Here is an 18,339-nt window from a genome sequence, read left to right as displayed (position 1 = left end):
AATGCGGGCTATCTTATCGAGCGGAGCCGGAGCGCACCACCGAACGCAGTGTCCGCAGCGCCACCGACAGCGGCGCCAGGCCGGCCTCGTCCAGCTCGGCGACACCCACCAGCGCCTGCTGGGCGCGGTTGATCGACTCGGCGTTCTCGGTCGCCCAACGGTCCAGCCGCTGCTCGGCCGACTCCGACGCCGGGGTGTCGGCGATGACGGCCGCCGTGAACGAGTCGAGCACGGCATACAGGTCGTCGCGCACGGCGCCACGGGCGAGCGCGTCCCACCGGTCGTCACGCGGCAACCGCGAGACGGCCTGCAGGATGCGGTCGATGCCCAAGCGTTCCGACAGCATGAAGTAGACCGCGGCCACGTCGGCCACCGGTGTGTCGGTGCTGATGGACTGCTCGGTGATGTCCAGCAGCGAGTAGGAGTCCAGCAACGCCGCCGCCCAGCCGGTCAGCGAGTCGGGCGCGCCGCCTTCGCTCATCTCCTGCTGCCGGGAGCGCCACCGCTCATGCTCGGAGCCCTGCAACAGCTCCGGCAGCTTCGGCGTCAGCTCGCGCACCACGGGGGCGAAGCGCTCGATCTCGCTGGCGATGTCCAGTCGCGCCGGACGGCTGTGCACCAGCCACCGGGTGGCGCGGTCCAGCAACCGCCGGAACTCCAGGTAGAGCGTCGTCTGCGCCTCCGTGGGCACCTTGTTGTCCAACGCCTCGACCTGCGTGACGAACTCGGTCAGGCCGAACACCTCGCGGGCGATGACGAACGCGCGGGCGATCTGCTCGGGTCCGGCACCGGTCTCCTCCGCGACACGGAAGGCGAAGGTGATGCCGCCCCGGTTGATCATCGAGTTGACGACCTGGTTGATGACGATCTCCCGGCGCAGCGGGTGGTCGGCCAGCTCCGCGGCGTAGTGCTCGCGGATCGGCTCCGGGAAGTAGCCCGCCAGCCGTTCCTCGAACCACGGGTCGTCGGTCAGCTCGGACTTGCTCAGGTCCGTCTTGAGGGCCAGCTTGGAGTAGGCCACCAGGACCGAGAACTCCGGTGACGTCAGGCCGTCGCCGGTGCTGGCGCGCTGGCCGATCTCACCGTCACCGGGTAGGAACTCCAGGCCGCGGTCGAGTTCGCCACGCTGCTCCAGCCAGTGGATCAGCCGCTGGTGCACGGGCAGCATCGCATGCGTCTGGGCGCGGGCGTTGCCGAGCAGGACGTTCTGCTCGTAGTTGTCCCGCAGCACCTGGACGGCGATCTCGTCGGTCATCGAATGCAGCAGCGTGTTGCGCTGCTCGAGGTCGAACCGGCCCTTGCGCATCAGGTCGGTGACCAGAATCTTGATGTTGACCTCGTGGTCGGAGGTGTCCACCCCGGCCGAGTTGTCGATGGCGTCGGTGTTGATCCGCACCCCGTGCTGGGCCGCCTCGATGCGGCCCAACTGGCTGGCGCCCAGGTTGCCGCCCTCACCGACGACCTTCACCCGCAGCTGGTCGCCGTTGACCCTGATCTGGTCGTTGGCGCGGTCGCCGATGTCCGCGGCGGTCTCCCCCGACGCCTTGATGTAGGTGCCGATGCCGCCGTTCCAGAACAGGTCGACCGGCGCCAGCAGCACCGCCCGCATGAGTTCGTTCGGGGTCAGTTTGGTGACGTCGTCGCCGAGCCCCAGCGCCGTGCGCACCTGGGGCGTGATCGGCACCGACTTGGCGGTGCGCAGATAGACCCCGCCGCCCTCGGAGATCAGCGACGTGTCGTAGTCGGCCCACGACGAACGCGGCAGCTCGAAGAGCCGGCGACGTTCGGCATACGAAGTGGCGGCGACCGGGTCGGGGTCCAGGAAGATGTGCCGGTGGTCGAACGCCGCGACCAGCCGGATGTGCTCCGACAGCAGCATGCCGTTGCCGAAGACGTCGCCGCTCATGTCGCCGACGCCGACGACGGTGAACTCCTGCGTCTGGGTGTCGGTGCCCATCTCGCGGAAGTGACGCTTCACCGACTCCCAGGCGCCGCGGGCGGTGATGCCCATCGCCTTGTGGTCGTACCCGGCGGAGCCGCCGGAGGCGAACGCGTCATCCAGCCAGAACCCGTAGGACTGGGCGACACCGTTGGCGATGTCGCTGAAGCTGGCGGTGCCCTTGTCGGCCGCGACCACCAGGTAGGTGTCGTCACCGTCGTGCCGCACGACATCCTTCGGCGGCACGACCTCACCGGAGACCAGATTGTCGGTCACGTCCAGCAGCCCGGAGATGAACAGCTTGTACGACGCGATGCCCTCGGCCAGCCAGGCCTCCCGGTCGCTCGGGTCGGGCAGTCGCTTGGCGACGAAGCCGCCCTTGGAACCGGTCGGCACGATGACGGCGTTCTTGACCATCTGCGCCTTGACCAGACCGAGGATCTCGGTGCGGAAGTCCTCGGGCCGGTCGCTCCAGCGCAGGCCGCCGCGGGCCACCATGCCGAATCGCAGGTGCACGCCCTCGACCCGCGGCCCGTAGACCCAGATCTCGAACTTCGGCTTCGGACTGGGCAGCCCGGGCACCGACGCGCAGTCGATCTTGAAGCTGAGCACCGGGCTGGGCTCGCCGTGCTCGTCACGCTGGTAGGCGTTGGTGCGCAGCGTGGCCCGGATGACGCCCATCATGGTGCGGATGATCCGGTCGTGGTCGAGGCTGGCGACATCGTCCAGCGCGGTCTCGATACGCGCGACGATCTGCTCCTCGGCCGCGTCACGTCCCGCCGCGTCCCGCTGCGGGTCGAAGCGGACCGCGAAGAGTGCGGCGAGGTCGCGCGCCAGGTCGGTGTTGGCGCGCAGCGCCTGCTCGATGTAGGCCTGGCTGAAGGTGAACCCGATCTGGCGCAGGTATTTGCTGATCGCGCGCAGCACCGTCACCTCACGGGAGCTGAGGCCGGCGTGCAGCACCAGCGCGCCCAGGCCGTCGCTCTCGGCGTGGCCCTCCCAGGCGTCGCTGAACGCGGTCTGGAAACGGTCCCGCACCTCGGCGGTCGATGCCTCGTCGGTGCCCCAGTCCGACTCGCCCTGAGCACGCAGGCCGAAGTCGTAGACGTGGACCACGACCCCGTCGGCACGCTTCATCGAGTAGGGCCGTTCGTCGGTGACCTTGACGCCGAGGTTGGTGAAGACCGGCAGCACGTCGGTCAGCACGACCGGGTCGCGTCGGAAGAGCTTGAACCGGCGCTCCCGCGCGTCCGCGGTCGGGTCGCGGTAGAGCGTCAGCAGCGTGTCGTCGTCGGACTTCAGCGCCTCGATGCGGCGCAGGTCGGCGACGCCCTGGCGTGGGGTGAAATCCTCCTTGTAGGCCTCGGGGAAGGCTCGCGAGTAGAGGCTCATCACCCGAGCGGCGGCGTCCTCGCCGTCCTCTTCGTGCGCGACGGCACCGAGTCGTTCGCCCCATGTCCGGCTGCTCTCCAGCAGCTGCTCCTGCAGCGTGTCCTCGTCGACCTCGGGCACGTCGGCGCCCTGGTGCAGCCGCACGACGAAGTGGATCAACGCGAGCGTGGACTCGGCGATGCGCGTGGTGTAGTCGATGGCCTCGGCGTCATACGCGTCGCGCAGGATGCGCTCGATGCGCAGCCGGACGCCGGTGTTGTAGCGGTCCCGCGGCAGGTAGACCAGCACGGACACGAAGCGGCCGAACTCGTCGACCCGGCGGAACATCTGCGCCTGACGGCGCTCCTGCAACCGCAGCACACTGGTCGAGATCTCGTAGAGCTCGTCGCTGGAGGTCTGGAAGAGCTCGTCGCGCGGGTAGGTCTCCAGGACCTCCAGCAGGTCCTTGCCGGAGTGGCTGTCCGGTGAGAACCCGGTGCGGGCCAGCACCTTGGCGACGCGTTCGCGCACGACCGGCACGCGGCGCACCGACTCGGTGTAGGCGCTGGAGGTGAACAGCCCGAGGAAGCGCTTCTCCCCCACCACGTTGCCCTGGGCGTCGAAGGTGCGGATGCCGATGTAGTCCAGGAACGAGGCACGGTGCACGGTGGCGCGTGAGTTGGCCTTGGTGATGGTCAGCAGCTGCGGCGTGCGGGCGATGGCGCGGCCGCGGGGGCTGAGCCGGCCGAAGGACTGCGAGGACGGCTTGTCGTAGCGCAGGATGCCCAGCCCCGAACCGGGTTCGGTGCGCAGCACGTCCTCGCCGTCGACCGTGTCGAGGGTGTATTCGCGGTAGCCGAGGAAGGTGAAGTGGTCATCGGCCAGCCAGCGCAGGAAGCCCTGCGCCTGCTCGACCGCCTTGGCCGGCACCGACCCCGGGCGGCTGCCGTCGAGGTCGGCGATGACCTTCTCGCACTCGCTGTGCATCTTCGACCAGTCGTCGACGGCGACCCGCACGTCCCCGAGCACCCGCTCGATGTCGGCGACCAGATCCTGGTCGGCGGCCTCGTCCGGACCCAGGTCGATCTCGAAGTGCATCCACGACTCGCTGATCGGTGCCAGTTCGTCGACGTCGGTGTGCGGGAGGCCGTCGGTGTCGTAGACCTTCTGCAGCCGGCCGGCGGCGTCGCGTTGCACGAACAGCTGCGGGTGGATCAGCGCCCGGACGCTGCGATCGTGCCGGGACAGCTCGGCGATCACCGAGTCCACCAGGAACGGCATGTCGTCGGTGACGATCTGCAGGATGGCGTATGGCGCCGACCATCCGTCGGTCGCGGCGTTGGGGTGGGAGATGCGCACCTTGGTCGTGCCCGGCGCGCGCTCGGCGGCCAGTTGCTTGTGGGACTCCAGTGTCCCCACCAGCCGGTCCGGTCCGTAGCCGACGATGTCCTCGTCAGCGACGTGGCGGTAATAGCGCTCGAGCAGCCACGGCGGAGTCGCCGCCTCGTGCTCGGCCGCGCATTCACGCAAGATTTCTGAACGGGAATTGCTGTCCACGGACATAGATGTTCTTCGGCCCTCGTCGTGACGTGTCGGCAGCGACGTCGTTGTCGCTCCACGGCTCACAGTAGACCCGGGCGTGGTGAAGAACACATCGGGGAGAGGTTGTCGCGTCGGCCTGTGGGCAGGAGTCGGCAGATCAGCGCGTACGGCGTTAGTCTGCCGAGGATGCAGACCAGCGACCGGACCCGAGGAGTAGCCCTCCTGGTCCCCCGATTGCTGAGCATCCAGACCGATCCGGCCGAGTTCGAGACGGCCGACGCGATCGCCGAGGCGGTCGAGCGCTCCGCCGAGGCGCTGCTGCGCTGGCACGACGAACTCGCCGAGATCCAGCACCGTCGCAGGCCCCCGGCCGGCGCACCCGACCCGGTGCTGGTCGAACCGCCCGCGGACGGCCCGGCACACGCCAGTGCCCGGCTTGCCGAGCGCATCCGCGGCGGCAGTATCCCGGCCGATCCGGCGGGCCTGGAACAAGCGGCCAGCGAACTGCACAGCATCGCCCGGATCGTCGCACGCGTCGCCGACAACTGCTCGACCGAACACTGCGTGGTCCAGGGCCAGGAGATCGCCGAGGCGCTCTCCCGCCTCTCGGTCGCACTGCGCACGCTCGCCGACACGCTGCGGACCGAATCCCGGCGCCTGGGCGACATCGGCGCGGCCGGCTCCGACGGTTCGGTCGACCTGATCGACCAGTTGCTGGGGCGCGTCGTGCGCGCCGAGCACGCGGCACGACTTGCGGCGGCGACGACGCTGCCGGGGTGACGCTGCCGGGGTGACGCTGCCGGGGTGGCCGCCGACTACTGTGCGCCCTATGAAGATCGAGGAGACGTGGAGCTATGCGGCTCCGGCCGACCGGGTGTTCGCGATGCTGCTGGACCCGCAGTTCCAGGAGGCCAAATGCGCCGCCACGGGAGCTCTGAGCCACTCGGTGAAGGTGGAGCAACAGGGCTCCTCGGACGTCATCGAGACCCGCCGTGAGATGGCCACCGACGGCCTGCCGGACAACGTCGCGCGCATCGTCGGCCGGACCCTGCAGGTCATCGAGCTGCAGCACTGGGCCGCGCCGACCGCCGACGGCTCACGCACCGCGGACCTCGACGTGTCACTGGGCGGCCTGCCGATCAACTTCAGCGGGCGGATCCGGATGACGCCCGACGGCGACACAACCACCATGCACGTGCTGGGCGACCTGCGGGCACGGATCCCGTTGGTCGGCAAGAAGGTCGAGACCGCAGCAGCCCCGGCGATCGCCGGAGGGGTGCGCATCGAGGCGCACACCGGCCAGGAATACCTCGCCGGCTGACGCCGTCGCTCGGTGCGACGTGTGCCGCACGACAAAGTCGCTACTGTCGCGACTTACTCCCTCTCCGAGGCGTTTTCGAACGACGTAATCGCTACTGTCGCGAGTTATTAGCCTGAAGCGGGCTGTCTGTCCGGGCGTCAGGCCACGAAATGCCGACGCCAACCGAGGCTGAGGTCGGGCACCGGGCAACCGGCATCGCGCAGTGCGATGGCGATGCGGTGTATGACGCCGGCCGGGTCGCGGAACAAGTCCGCAGCCGTCACGATCACGAAGCGCCACCCAGCCCGCTCGAGTTCCTCACGACGGGCGAGGTCGGCACGCCACTGGTCTTGCCGATCGATGTGATGACGTCCGTCGTACTCCACGGCGATCTTGTAGTCCTCGTATCCGAGGTCGAGTCGCCGGACCATGCGGCCAGCACCATCGAAGACGGGCAAGTTCACGGTGGGCTCCGGAAGATTGGCCGATACGACGAGCAGTCGCAGCCGGCTCTCGTTCGGTGACTCGACCCCGGCCCGCACCAACGCGGCGGCCTCTCGAGCACGTCCTACACCGTCAGCCGATCGCTCATTGCAGAATCGCCGCAGCGCCTCCGGCGTGACACTTCCCTGGTGCACCAGGGAGTCACCGAGGACCAATAGGTCGATCAGCTCGAGCGGACGCGCAAGATTCAGGAACGTCTGCGCGGCCGTCGTGATCGGCGTCCCCTGGAACCAGATGATTTCCGGCGTGTGGGTGAAGAAGTGCAGACGCAGGCCATGGGACGTCGCGCGCCTTCTTTGAAACGTACCGAGGTGCACGTCGGAACTCTCAGGAACGACGCCACCCAGACAGATGGCAGCCGACTGGTGGGAGCCGAACCTTGCCGCCGGAAGGGCGCGCAACGCCAACGAGAGCTTGTCGCGGTGGGTGACCTTCGTGTCAGCTTTCGCATAACCGCCGCGGAAGAGTCGCTGAAACTTCGGCCCGCTCAATTCGTACGGTTGCAGACCCGCAGCTCGCGCCTCGGCGGCAGTGAAGGTGCGTCCTAGATTCGTCATACCGGCGACGGTCCGCCGCGCGTGAGCCCGAGCGCACCCGCGAGACGGTCGGCTGTGGACGGTGTCCGCGGCCTGGTGGGGATGTGGGCCACCCGAGGGGGCGCCGCTGCACGAATAACTCGCGACAGTAGCGATCCACTCGCCCGAAACCCACACCCGGGACGTCTAACTCGCGACAGTAGCGATTCACTCGCCGGAAACCGACGACTCGAACGAGCAAGTCGCGACAGTAGCGATTTTTTCGCCCGGCGCGACGTCGTCGTGCGCCCCGGCTGATCCTCCAGCTGGTCGGTCAGTGTGCAGCCGGCAGAACGCAGCTCGGTGTGACTGTATGAGGTTGGCCCGACGAAGGGACGACGGTAGCGGCGGCCGGGACGCATGTGCGTGCGTCGCGGCCGCCCGCCGTACGAGCGGGGTCAGTCGACCCGCAGACCACGCTCCAGCGCGCGCACGATCTTCGGGCGCAACTCGCCCGCGGCGACGACCTCGTCGACGGAGCCGACCTCGACCGCCCGGTGGATGCTGTGCACGCCGTCGAACTCAGCGGCCACTTCGGCGATCTTGGCGGCCCGCAGGCTCGCCTGCAACTCCTCGAGTGCGACCCGCAGGGCGGCGCGTTCGGCACCTTCGGCGGTGTCGAAGCGTTGCTGCAGCTGTGCCAGCTCCGGGTCGGCGGCGGCTCGCTTGGCCACCTCCGACGCGAAGACGACGGCCGCGGCCGGAGCACCACCGAGCACCGATGCGAACGACCCGTCGACGGCCAGCACCGTCATCTGCGGGTTCAGCCGCTTGGAGAACACCACGAACGCCCCGCCGTGGTAGCGCGAGATCACGCAGAAGACGATCGGACCGCGGAAGTTGACGATCGCCCGACCGATCTCCGCGCCGTACTCCAGCTGCAGGTTGCGCATCGACTCCGGGGAGCCGTCGAAACCCGACAGGTTGGCCAGCACGACGACCGGCCGGTTGCCGGACGCTGCGTTGATGGCGCGCGCCACCTTCTTCGAGGACCGCGGGAACAGCGTGCCGGCGGTATAGGTGTCCGGGCCGTCGGTGGGCGGAAAGCCCTGCCGTGCAACGGGTTTGGACTCGATGCCGATCAGTGAGACCGGATAGCCGCCGATCCGGGTGTCGACCGTGACGGCGGTCTCGGCATCCGCCATACTCCCCCACCGCTCGAGCATGATGTGGTCCTGGTCGGCGACCGCACGCATCACGCTGCGGATGTCGAAGGCACGCTTGCGGTCCGGGTTGAGCTCCCGGGAGAAGACGTCACCCACGTTGTCGAAGTCGCCGTCGTGCGGGCTGTCGCAGATGTCCCGGTCCACCGGGTCGGCGGACGGCGCACGCCGCGGCCCCGGCTCACCGGGTACGACATACGTGTGGTCGTAGTGCTGCATCAGCACCACGAGCGCTTGCGCCAGATCCGGCACCCAGTACTGGGCCTGACCGTTGGGTCCCATCACGCGGTCGTAGCCGCCGATGCCGTGGTTGTCCTCGGCGGACACGCTGCCGGCGAAGTCGAGCGTCTGCTTGCCGGTCAGCACCATCGCGCTGTCCGGGGTCATGATGAGGATGCCCTTGGTATGCATCAGCATCGTCGCCTCGGCGTTCCAGTAGGGCTGCGCCCCGACGTTGATGCCCGCGACGACGATGTTGATCTCGCCGCCCGCCTGGGTGAACTCCACGATGCGTTTGAGGGCAACAGCCACCCAGTCCATGTTCTCGGTGCCGCTGGTCATCGACACCCGCGCACCGGCGGAGACGGCGAACCACTCGACCGGGACGGCCAGCTGCTCGGCCAGGTCGATGGCCGCGACCACCCGGCTGCACTCGGCCTCGGACAGCGCGCCCAGGGACTTGATCGGGTCACCGGCCAGCACGACCCGCCGGACACCCTCCGGGTAGAGCTCGGTGGGCGTGGTGACCACGCCGACGATGATGCCCGCGGTGTTCTGGCCGCGTGGCCGGTCGACCGGCACCAGCGCTCCGCCGTCGTCGAAGTCGTACTCCACGAACGACCCGGCGCCGGCGAGCGTCGGCTCCAGCTCGTAGGGGTAGACCAGGCCGCGCCGACGAGCTCGCAGCACCTTGGCGGCGTAGTCGTCCAGCGGCGCCAGCGGCTCGGTCGGGGGTTCGATCACGTCGGCGGCGACACCCGCTCCCGGCGTCGCGTGGAAGCGTATGGCGATCTGGGTCGGGGTGCCGTCGGGGCTCTCTACCCGTCCCTGGGCCAGCACCTCCTCGATGCCGGCTCCCTCGGTCAGCGGCGTGATCTTCGACTGCAACGCCGCCAGGTGCGCGATGTCCGCCTCGACCGGCGGCCAGACGGTCACCCAGACGTGGTTGACGTCCAGCGGGGTTCTGCCACCGCCGTGCGAGGCCCGGACCCGGCGGATCGCCTCCAGGCAGTTCTCGACCGCCCGCTCGGCGTGCGGCAGCGCGACCACGTTGCCGTCCTCGTCGCGCACGACGGCCAGCTGCCGCACCTGCGCCAGGGCCACCAGACGACGGTCGGCCGGGTTGCTGCGTGCGACGCAGTCCAGCAGCAGCACGTCCTCGGGCGCCTCCAGCCGGGTGACGTCGAACTCCCGCAGCCGCCAGAGGTTGAGCCGCCGGCCGACCATCGGGTGCATGCCCCGGACCAGGTCGTCCTCGACCCAGCCGGCGTCGGCGGGGCGGAAGGTGAAGTAGTCCACCGCGTGCGGAGCCGCCGGACAGACCGCGAACGAGATCCGCCGCACGGTGTGCGCGAACGACCGGTGCGCCAGCAGCTCCAGCAGCTGGTCGCGGGCCTGCTCGGGCTGCCCGGGCAGGTCCGCCCACCGCAGGTAGATCTCGACGACGCTGTCGTGGTCGGTGGCCAGCTGGTCGTCCACCGCTGCCCACAGCGAGCCGTCCGGCGCCTGCCCGATGTCGCCGACCGTGGTCACGACCCGCGTCTGCCCGTGGGTCTCGGAGACGTATTCGGCTCGCGCGACCGGACGGCCGTGGACCTGCGCGGCCTGCAGGTCGTGCAGGTCGTACTCCAGGTAGTGACGCCGGATCAGCACTTCCAGCAACGGCTCGTAGGCGCTGTCGATGGTGCTGGGTTCGGCATACAGCCGGTCACGCAGGAAGCCGACCAACTGCTCGGGTATGGCGGTCAGCGCCCCGATCCGGGCCTCTCGGTCCGGCGCCGACGGGTCGGTCAGTGCGGCGACCTCGTCGGCGACACCACCCAGGATGCTGGATCGTTCGTCGTCGACGATCGGCTGGTCGAACCAGCGGAACCGCACCGAACGGGCCAGGTCACCGACCACCGAGAAGCGTCGCTGGGTCGCGCGCACCACCCGCTCCAGCAGCGCCCGCGCGCTACTGGTGTCAGTCGGTGCCGGGACCGACAACCAGCTGCGCAGCAACTGCACCGCGATGTCGACGTCCCCGACCTCCTGCTGCGCCAGGAAGATCCGGAACAGCGCCTGCTCCAGGGCGGGCGTGCGGTCCAGCTCGGTGATGCCGTAGTGCCGCAGCACGCGCAGCAGCTTGTCCCGGAACGACTGCGGCAGGTCACCGCGCTCCAGATCCAGCGTCCGCAGATAGGTCTGGAAGTGCTCGCGGGAGCTGTGCACCCGCAGCTCCGAGTGCGACTCCTCACGGGCCGGCCGGTTGCGGCTCAGCTCGGCGAAGTCGGCGAACATGTCCAGCAGCGCGAGCTCGTCGTCGCTGGGCGCGGCCGTGGTGTCCCGCTCGTCCAGGTAGGCGTGCAACGTGGCCAACCGGTCCTGCGGGCTGACGTCATACCCCATGAGCGCGGAGCGCAGCGTGCTCATCGCGGCCGCGTCACGCTCCGCACGGGTGCGGACCCGGCCGTCGGTGGGCAGTCCGAGGTCGGCCCCGGAGGTCTCCCGCTCGACCTCGGCGTCGTCGCCGGTGGGCTCGAGCCGCACCAGCGGTGCACCGGTCTCCACCTGGGTGCCGGCGCGCACCAGCAACTCGCGGACCCGCCCGGTGAACGGCGCGGGCAGCACCGTCTCCATCTTCATCGACTCCAGCACGAGCACCGGCTCACCGGCATTGACCTCGTCCCCCACGGCGACCGGTGTCGCGACCACCAGCGCCGGCGCGGGCGCGCGCATGACGCCGCCTTCGTCGCGGCTGATCCGGTGGGTGACACCGTTGACCTCGATCAGCTGGACCGGACCGTGCGAGGCGCTGACCACCCGGAAGGCCTCGCCGTCGACCAGCAGCCGGCTGTGCACCTCGTCCAGGCGTTCCAGGGACGCGCTGACGGTCTGCGTCGTGGTCCCGCCGGACACGCTCACCGAGTAGTCGCTGGGGCTCACCCGACGCACGGTGACCGAGAACGTCTCGCCGCGCAGCTTCAGCTCGGTCGTGCCGTCGGGGTCGTGGTGCAACTGCGGGCGGCCACCGTATGCCGTGTCCAGGAACCCGGCCGTCTCGGCGCGCTCCCGCTCGGCATACCCCTCGATGGCGGCGGCGACCAGCGCGACACCGGCGTGCGGGTGATCCGCGAGCCGGCCCTCGGCCCGCATCCGGTCGATCCAGCCGGTGTCGGCCCAGGTCGGTTCGCCGCGGGTCACCTCGGACTGACCGAGCAGCTCCAGCACGAAACTCTTGTTGCTCACCCCGCCGTCGATGATGACGGTGGTCTCCTCCATCGCGCGGCGCAGCCGGGCCAGGGCCTCCTCGCGGGTGGAGCCGTGCGCGATGATCTTGGCGATCATCGAGTCGAAGTCGGCCGGGATGGTGTCGCCTTCGCTGACCCCGGTGTCGACGCGGATGCCCGGCCCGGCCGGCAGCTCCAGCCGGCTGATCCGGCCGGGAGCGGGTGCGAAGTCGCGGTCCGGGTCCTCGGCGTTGAGGCGCGCCTCCACGGCGTGGCCACGCTCGGCCGGGCGCTCCCCCGTCAGCGGGACACCCGCCGCGACCTGCAACTGCAGCGCCACCAGGTCCAGACCGGTCACCGTCTCGGTGATCGGGTGCTCGACCTGCAGCCGGGTGTTGACCTCCAGGAACGCGAACGTCCGGTCCTGCGGGTGGTAGAGGAACTCCACGGTGCCGGCGCCCCGGTAGTCGACCGCGAGGGCCAGTCGCTCGGCCGACGCCTTGAGTTCGTCCGCCTGCTGGGCGTCCAGCAGCGGGGACGCCGACTCCTCGATGATCTTCTGGTTGCGGCGCTGAACCGAGCAGTCCCGGACGCCGACCGCCCAGGCGGTGCCCTGCCCGTCCGCGATGACCTGGACCTCGACGTGCCGTGCGCCGGTGACCAGTTTCTCCAGGAACACGACGCCGCTGCCGAATGCGCGCTCCGCCTCGTCGCGGGTGCGCTGGTAGGCGTCCTCGAGCTCGGCCGGCCCGGTGACCTTGCGGATGCCGCGGCCGCCGCCGCCCGCCGTCGCCTTGAGCATCAACGGGTAGCCGATGCGGTCCGCCGCCGCGAGCGCGTCGGGCAGCGTGTCGACGCCGCCGCGGCTCCACGGCGCGACCGGGACCCCGACCTCCTCGGCGATCAGCTTGGAGCCGATCTTGTCGCCCAGCCGGCGCATCGCCTCGGCGGACGGGCCGATGAAGGTGATGCCGAGACGCTCGCACAACTCCGCGAACGCCGGGTCCTCGGCCACGAAGCCCCAGCCCACCCAGCAGGCGTCCGCACCGGTCTCGGTCAGCGCACGCTCCAGGGCGGCGAGGTCGAGGTAGGGCCGGTCGGCCGCGGCACCCAGCAGGTATGCCTCGTCGGCTTCGCGGACGAACGCCGCGCCGGAGTCCACGTCGGTGTGGAGGGCGATCGTGCGCAGTGGTGCGCCGTCACCGTCGAGGGCGCGGCGGGCGTTGACATCGCGCACGGCGTGGATGAGGCGCATGGCGGCCTCTCCCCGGTTGACGATGGCGATGCGGGTCAGGTTTCGTGGGGCGGATTGCACAGGCCTGACTCTGCCACTTCCGAGGGGTTACTCCACAGTCCCCACACCGAAAAGCGGTGTTCGAGGACCGATCGGCCGGACAAATCCCGGACAGACCGCGAGCGATCGCGGATCAGGCTGTCCCGTTGCCGTCGTCGATCACCCGGAGCACCAGCGCCAGCTCGGTGGCGTCGTACCAGGACAACTCGAGATCGGCGTCGACGTCGCGCTCACCGGCCGGGTCGAGCAGGTGGAAGCTGGCCACCCGCCGCTTCGGTGGCGCACCGGTGACCGCCACGGCGGATGCTGCCGGCGACTCCGACCGGTCGGTGACCCGGTCGCCGTCGACGTCCACCGAGGCGACGACCCGTAGGTCGCGCGCGGCGGCGTCGGTCGCGGCGTCCTGGGTGGCCAGGTATTCCAGGCCCTCGTCGTCCTCACCGGGTGCGGCGGTGCGTAGCCGGTCGGTGACCGCGAACGCGGCGCGGGTCCGGTCCGGCAGCGCCCCGGTCCCGGCCAGCGCGCGCAGCTCGTCGCCGTCCAGCGGCACGTAGGTCCTGATCAGCTGCGTCATAGTTCGCGCGCCTCCGTTTCGTCCAGTAGCTCCGCCAGTGCGTCGACCAGGCACTGGCCGAACAGGTCCAGGTCGGACATCGCATCACGGTCGGCGTTCAGGCCGAAGTCGACGCGCCCGTTGTATGACGTCAGCCCGATCGACAACGTCTGCCCCTTGGGCAGCGGGATCACCGGATAGGTCTCGACCATCGGCGCTTCTCCGGCATACAAGGTGCGTTGTGGTCCGGGCACGTTGGTGACCACCAGGTTGAACATGCGCCGGGACATGGCGTTGCCGACCCGGGCACCCAACGAATGCAGGGTCGGCGGCGCGAAGCCGGCAAGGCCGGCGATGGACGCGGCGTCGATGGCCGCACCACCGCCGTCGAGGTGCTGGCTGGTCGCGTAGCCGATCTGATGCAGCCGCATCACCGGGCGGGCCTCGCCGACCGGCAGGTCCACGAACATCGGTGAGACCTGCTCTCCCATCTGGCCATCCGCGTCCTCCGGTTGCACGCTCAGCGGCACGAGGGCACGGACCTTCTCGCCGGCGGGGACGACCTCGCCGCGAGCGAGCAGCCAGCCCCGCAGGGCCCCGGTGATCGTGGCCAGGACGACGTCGTGGACGGTGACGGTCTGCGCGCTCAGGGACCGGACCCGCCGGTAGTCCTCCAGCCGGGTGGAGACCATGACGAAGCGACGGTGGACGCTGGCGGTGCGGTTGAGCGGGCTGTCCGGCGCGGGGCGGGTGGCGGCCCGCGCCAGCACTCCGGCCGCCGAGGTCAGCCCGGCAGTGCCGTGCCGGGCCAGCCGCCGCGCACCCGAGGTGACCCCGCGCACGCCACCGGCCGCGAGGTGCGCCACCGCGAGCGGGTTGCGCACCACCTCCACGGCGGCGCCCAGCGCCAGGTCCAGACCACTGGGTGTGCGGGCCGCCCGCCAGGTCTGCGGGATGGGGTGCTCGCGGGTCGCTTCCGGGTCCACGATGATCTGGCCGATGTCGATGGCGTGTATGCCGTCCACCAGCGCTATGTGCGTCTTGGTCACGATCGCGAAGCGGCCGCCCTGCAGCCCTTCGATCAGATAGAGCTCCCACAGCGGACGCTGCGGGTCCAGCGAGCGCGCCTGGATCCGGCCGACGAACTCCTCCAGTTGGGCGGCGGTGCCCGGCCTCGGCAGTGCCGACCTGCGGACGTGGTAGCTGACATCGAACTGTTCGTCGTCGGCCCACACCGGCGGCAGCACACGCCCCGGGAACTGCTGCACCCGCTGCCGGTAGCGCGGCACGAACGCAATGCGGTTGCTGACCAGGCTGACCAGTTGTTCGTACTCGAAGCCGCCGTCGAGCGGGTCGGGCCGGTCGCGGCCCGGTCCCTCGAAGATCATCACCGACCCGACGTGCATGGGCGTCGAACGGTCCTGCAGATAGTAGAAGGACGCGTCGAGGGCACTCAGTCGGTCAGCCACGGCCACATGCTCGCACGATCACGACCTGCGGGCGGCGAACCAACTGCGGCGGCTGGTCGCGGTGACACCCGTCAGGTCCGCCGCCAGCGCGGCGATCGCCTTGCGGGCCGCCGAACCGGGGGCGTGCTCGGCGAGGACCCGACCCGCCAGCAGCGCACCGTCGAGCGCCGGCCGGTCGTCCGGGACGATGACCGGCGAGGTGACGGCGGCGAACCGCTGCAGCGCCTCGGTGACCCGCTGCTCCGGTCCGGCACCGACCGCGGCGGCCCGGACCTTGTTCGCGACGACCCTCGGCGGTTGCGAGCGCACGGCGCGCAGTTCGTCCAGACCGCGCACCAGCCGCTGCAGGCCGACCGGGTCCGCAGCACCGACGGCGAGGACCGTGTCCGCGGCACCGAGCGCCGCCAGGGTCGCGGCGTTGCGCCGCGGCGCCGCGGTGTCGTAGCTGAGTTCCTCGTCCTGCTCCAGCGGTGCGGCGACATCGACGACGACCAGCCTGACCAGCTGCCGGCACTGCTCCAGGACCGCCTGCAGCGCGTCGTCGCGCAGCTCGGGCCATCGGTCCGCCCGGGGCAGGCCGGTGAGCACGCGCAGCCCAGTGCTCACCTCCGGGGCAACCGAGGCCAGCGATCGCAGGTCCAGGTGGCCGGCGTCCGCCAGCCGGGTCGCCGCGGCGACGCCCGGAGCCTCGTCGAGCAGGGCGAGATGCTGCGCGATCGACGCGGCATACGTGTCGGCGTCGACGAGCAGCGTCGGCACACCCAGCCGGGCCGCTTCGGCCGCCAGGTTGACGGCGACGACGGTGCGCCCGGGCGCGCCGAGCGGACCCCACACGGTGACGACGGTGGCGCCGCCGCGTGGCGGGCGCTCCTCGTGCTGCTCCCCGCTGGACACCGGCTCGCGCGGCAGGTAGGGGCCGTCGCCGGACAATGCAGCCAGCTCGGTCTCCAGCGACGCGGTGGGATCGGCGTCCGGGTCCGGTGCGTCAACCGCCGACGGGTCCGCGTCGGTGACGGCGAGGGCGGCCGCCGCGAAGTCCCCCGGCGTCGCGCCGACCGCGACCTGGGTGCGCACACCCCACTGCTGCAGCACCCGCTGCTCGTCCTCCGCGCCCGGCCGGTGGACGCCGACCACGCCGACGCCGGCGGTCCGCAGGGCAGCGATGGTGCTGCGGTCCATGCCGTTGAAGTCGGCCGAGATCAGCGCGACGTCGGCGCGGCCGGCCGTGCAGATCGCCAGCAGATCCGCGACGTCCGCGCACCGCCGGATCAGCCGCACGTCCCGCGCTTGCCCGAGCGCGGCCGCCACGGCGGCCTCGTGCGCGGCACCGATCGCGGTGACCGCCGAGGTGGCCATCAGTCGCCCTTGAGCGGCGAGCCGGCGGCCGGCACCAGGTCGACCTTCGCCCCCTGATTGACCGCGCCCAACACTGCGGCGACCTTGTCGTCGGGCACGAGCACGTGCACCGCACCACTGTCGGACGCGACCGAGAAGCCACCGCCCTTGCCGGGGACCCGGGCCACGACGGCCCGGTTGATGAGTCGGGTCGGGGCGGCATACGAGTCCTTCCCGACGTTGTTCTGCTGCTGGGGCGAGATCCACACGTCGACGATCGAGCCCTTGACGAGATTGGCCGACTGGGCGGCGTCGACCGGAAGGGCGACCGCCTTGACCCGGACCGTGCCACCGGCACCGACGGCGGATCGCGGCACGAGTTCGCCGGAGCGCACCTCGCGCAGCACCTCACCGGTGGGCAGCGGGTCGTCCGCGCGCAGGTAGGTGCCGTCGGCCTTGTCGATGCGGACCTTCACCGCGTGCACGTCCGAGGCGGCGACCCGCTGGCCCGGCACCAGCGGATGTGCCGCCTGCAGGACCTCGATCGAGTTGTCGTAGTGTCGCAACGCCGCGGCACCGCCGATGGTCGCGACCAGCACCAGCAGCACGCCGACGACCAGTCGGCTGTCACGCCAGGACGGTCGCTGCAGCCGATGCGCGGCCGGTGTGGGCAGCTCGTCCGCTGCGGTATGACGTCGACTCTCCACGTGCTCTCTCCCCTTGCCTCCGGAGCAGTACCTCCGTTGTGTCGCACCGGGTGGTCCGATGACAGCGGCCGGGACGACTGCAAGCACTGTAAGGACTCCGGTCGGGCTGCGGGTCGTTTGTCCACAGGCAGTCCGCGGACGGCAGTCGCGAATGCGCCACAATGGACGTGCGCCACCTCACCTCGCACACCCGCCGCACCGTCATCCGCACCGCCACACCCACTCGCACCACAAGGAGGGCATCCGTGCCAGCGCGCTTCGTCTCCATCGCCGACGTCGCCGAGACCCTCGCGATCTCCTCCCGCCAGGCCTATGGACTGGTGACCAGCGGGGAGCTGCCCGCGATCAAGGTCGGCAAGTCGTGGCGCATCGAGCTCACCGAGCTCGAGTCCTACATCCAGCGGCAATACGCCGATGCCCAGGCGCGGGTCGCCGCCGGCGACTTCGGCGACGAGGAGAGCTGACAGCGGTCAGGTCGCGCAGACGCGGCTAGGCCCGGCGAACGATCCCGATGGCTGGGAAGGGCACGATCCGGTGCCCGGTGAGCGCCCGCTGCCGGCGCACCGCGTCGGCGGGGTGCTCGGCCAGGTCCAGGTGATCCGCACCGACCTTGTCGATCGTCCCGGTCGCCAGGCCACCGGCGATGTCGTGGATCGCCACCGGTGCCCGGTCCCTGGCGACCGCGCGGAGCGCCACACCGATCCCGAACCGCCGGCCCCATCCCCGATCGTCGTCGCTGCGCGCCGCCAGGCCGATGATCGCCGTCACCGCGCCCATCGGCACCAGAGCCGCGTGCCGTCCCTGCTCCTGCAGCAACAGCCAGTCCTTACCCAGGTCGTCCAGCGTGCCGCGCACCGCGCCGGCCCCGGTGACGACGGTCACCACGCCACCGAGCGACCGTGCGGCGCGGTCCAGCACCGTGACCTGGGCCCGCTCTCGGCGGGTGCGGTCGGCGACCTCGGCCTGCAGCTCCCGCCGTTGCTCGGCCAGCAGCTGGGCCTCCAGATCCGCGAACAACTCCTGCCAGCGCACGCCGCCACCGTAGCGGGCCACGCAGGTCATCGATGGACAACAGCAGATAAATGTGCTTGAGTGCATTCAATGTCACTTGATGTTGTTTGATGCATTTTAATGCTTATTGGGTGCATTCGGTCATCGG

At 70.5% G+C, this 18,339-nt stretch carries 11 protein-coding genes; 3 read left to right on the top strand and 8 right to left on the bottom strand.

Going from position 1 to position 18,339, the window contains the following annotated elements:
• Positions 1 to 13: 13 nt before the first annotated feature.
• Positions 14 to 4,840, bottom strand: a complete 4,827-nt coding sequence (locus ACYVBN_RS13015; protein WP_460600904.1) for an NAD-glutamate dehydrogenase — start codon at positions 4,838 to 4,840, stop codon at positions 14 to 16.
• 198 nt (positions 4,841 to 5,038) lie between these two features.
• Here ACYVBN_RS13015 and ACYVBN_RS13010 point away from each other — a divergent pair, with 198 nt between their 5' ends.
• Both ACYVBN_RS13010 and ACYVBN_RS13005 read left to right on the top strand, forming a co-directional pair.
• Entirely contained in the window at positions 5,039 to 5,632 is a 594-nt protein-coding gene (locus ACYVBN_RS13010; RefSeq protein ID WP_460600903.1) for a hypothetical protein, read from the top strand.
• A 49-nt stretch (positions 5,633 to 5,681) separates the two neighbouring features.
• Positions 5,682 to 6,173, top strand: coding sequence for a DUF2505 domain-containing protein (locus ACYVBN_RS13005; protein ID WP_460600902.1), 492 nt, complete (start codon positions 5,682 to 5,684; stop codon positions 6,171 to 6,173).
• Between the two features lie 137 nt (positions 6,174 to 6,310).
• On the opposite strand, the gene ACYVBN_RS13000 is transcribed toward ACYVBN_RS13005, so the two are convergent.
• The 6 genes from ACYVBN_RS13000 to ACYVBN_RS12975 form a co-directional block, all read right to left on the bottom strand.
• Positions 6,311 to 7,213, bottom strand: a complete 903-nt coding sequence (locus ACYVBN_RS13000; RefSeq protein WP_460600901.1) for an endonuclease domain-containing protein — start codon at positions 7,211 to 7,213, stop codon at positions 6,311 to 6,313.
• Positions 7,214 to 7,629: 416 nt separating this feature from the next.
• Positions 7,630 to 13,137 (bottom strand): ATP-binding protein, encoded by a 5,508-nt coding sequence (locus tag ACYVBN_RS12995; RefSeq protein ID WP_460600900.1) that lies wholly within the window; start codon positions 13,135 to 13,137, stop codon positions 7,630 to 7,632.
• A gap of 112 nt (positions 13,138 to 13,249) precedes the next feature.
• On the bottom strand, positions 13,250 to 13,690 hold the full coding sequence (locus ACYVBN_RS12990; protein ID WP_460600899.1) for a DUF6912 family protein: 441 nt from the start codon (positions 13,688 to 13,690) through the stop codon (positions 13,250 to 13,252).
• On the bottom strand, positions 13,687 to 15,138 hold the full coding sequence (locus ACYVBN_RS12985) for a WS/DGAT/MGAT family O-acyltransferase (RefSeq protein WP_460600898.1): 1,452 nt from the start codon (positions 15,136 to 15,138) through the stop codon (positions 13,687 to 13,689). Before ACYVBN_RS12985 ends, ACYVBN_RS12990 begins: the two co-directional genes overlap by 4 nt.
• Before the next feature lie 18 nt (positions 15,139 to 15,156).
• Positions 15,157 to 16,494: an AAA family ATPase gene (locus tag ACYVBN_RS12980; protein WP_460600897.1), complete on the bottom strand. Its 1,338-nt coding sequence runs from the start codon at positions 16,492 to 16,494 to the stop codon at positions 15,157 to 15,159.
• Positions 16,494 to 17,180, bottom strand: coding sequence for a CpaB family protein (locus ACYVBN_RS12975; protein ID WP_460600896.1), 687 nt, complete (start codon positions 17,178 to 17,180; stop codon positions 16,494 to 16,496). Before ACYVBN_RS12975 ends, ACYVBN_RS12980 begins: the two co-directional genes overlap by 1 nt.
• Before the next feature lie 245 nt (positions 17,181 to 17,425).
• On the opposite strand from ACYVBN_RS12975, the gene ACYVBN_RS12970 reads away from it, so the two are divergent.
• Positions 17,426 to 17,644 carry a helix-turn-helix domain-containing protein gene (locus tag ACYVBN_RS12970; protein WP_440283595.1) on the top strand — a complete coding sequence of 73 codons (219 nt, stop codon included), beginning with the start codon at positions 17,426 to 17,428 and terminating at the stop codon, positions 17,642 to 17,644.
• Between the two features lie 25 nt (positions 17,645 to 17,669).
• On the opposite strand, the gene ACYVBN_RS12965 is transcribed toward ACYVBN_RS12970, so the two are convergent.
• Positions 17,670 to 18,242 carry a hypothetical protein gene (locus ACYVBN_RS12965; protein WP_460600895.1) on the bottom strand — a complete coding sequence of 191 codons (573 nt, stop codon included), beginning with the start codon at positions 18,240 to 18,242 and terminating at the stop codon, positions 17,670 to 17,672.
• Between the last annotated feature and the right edge of the window lie 97 nt (positions 18,243 to 18,339).

Source organism: Flexivirga lutea, from assembly GCF_054778955.1.
Note: the sequence above shows the minus strand (reverse complement) of the source record. Positions and strands in the feature narration are given on the sequence as shown.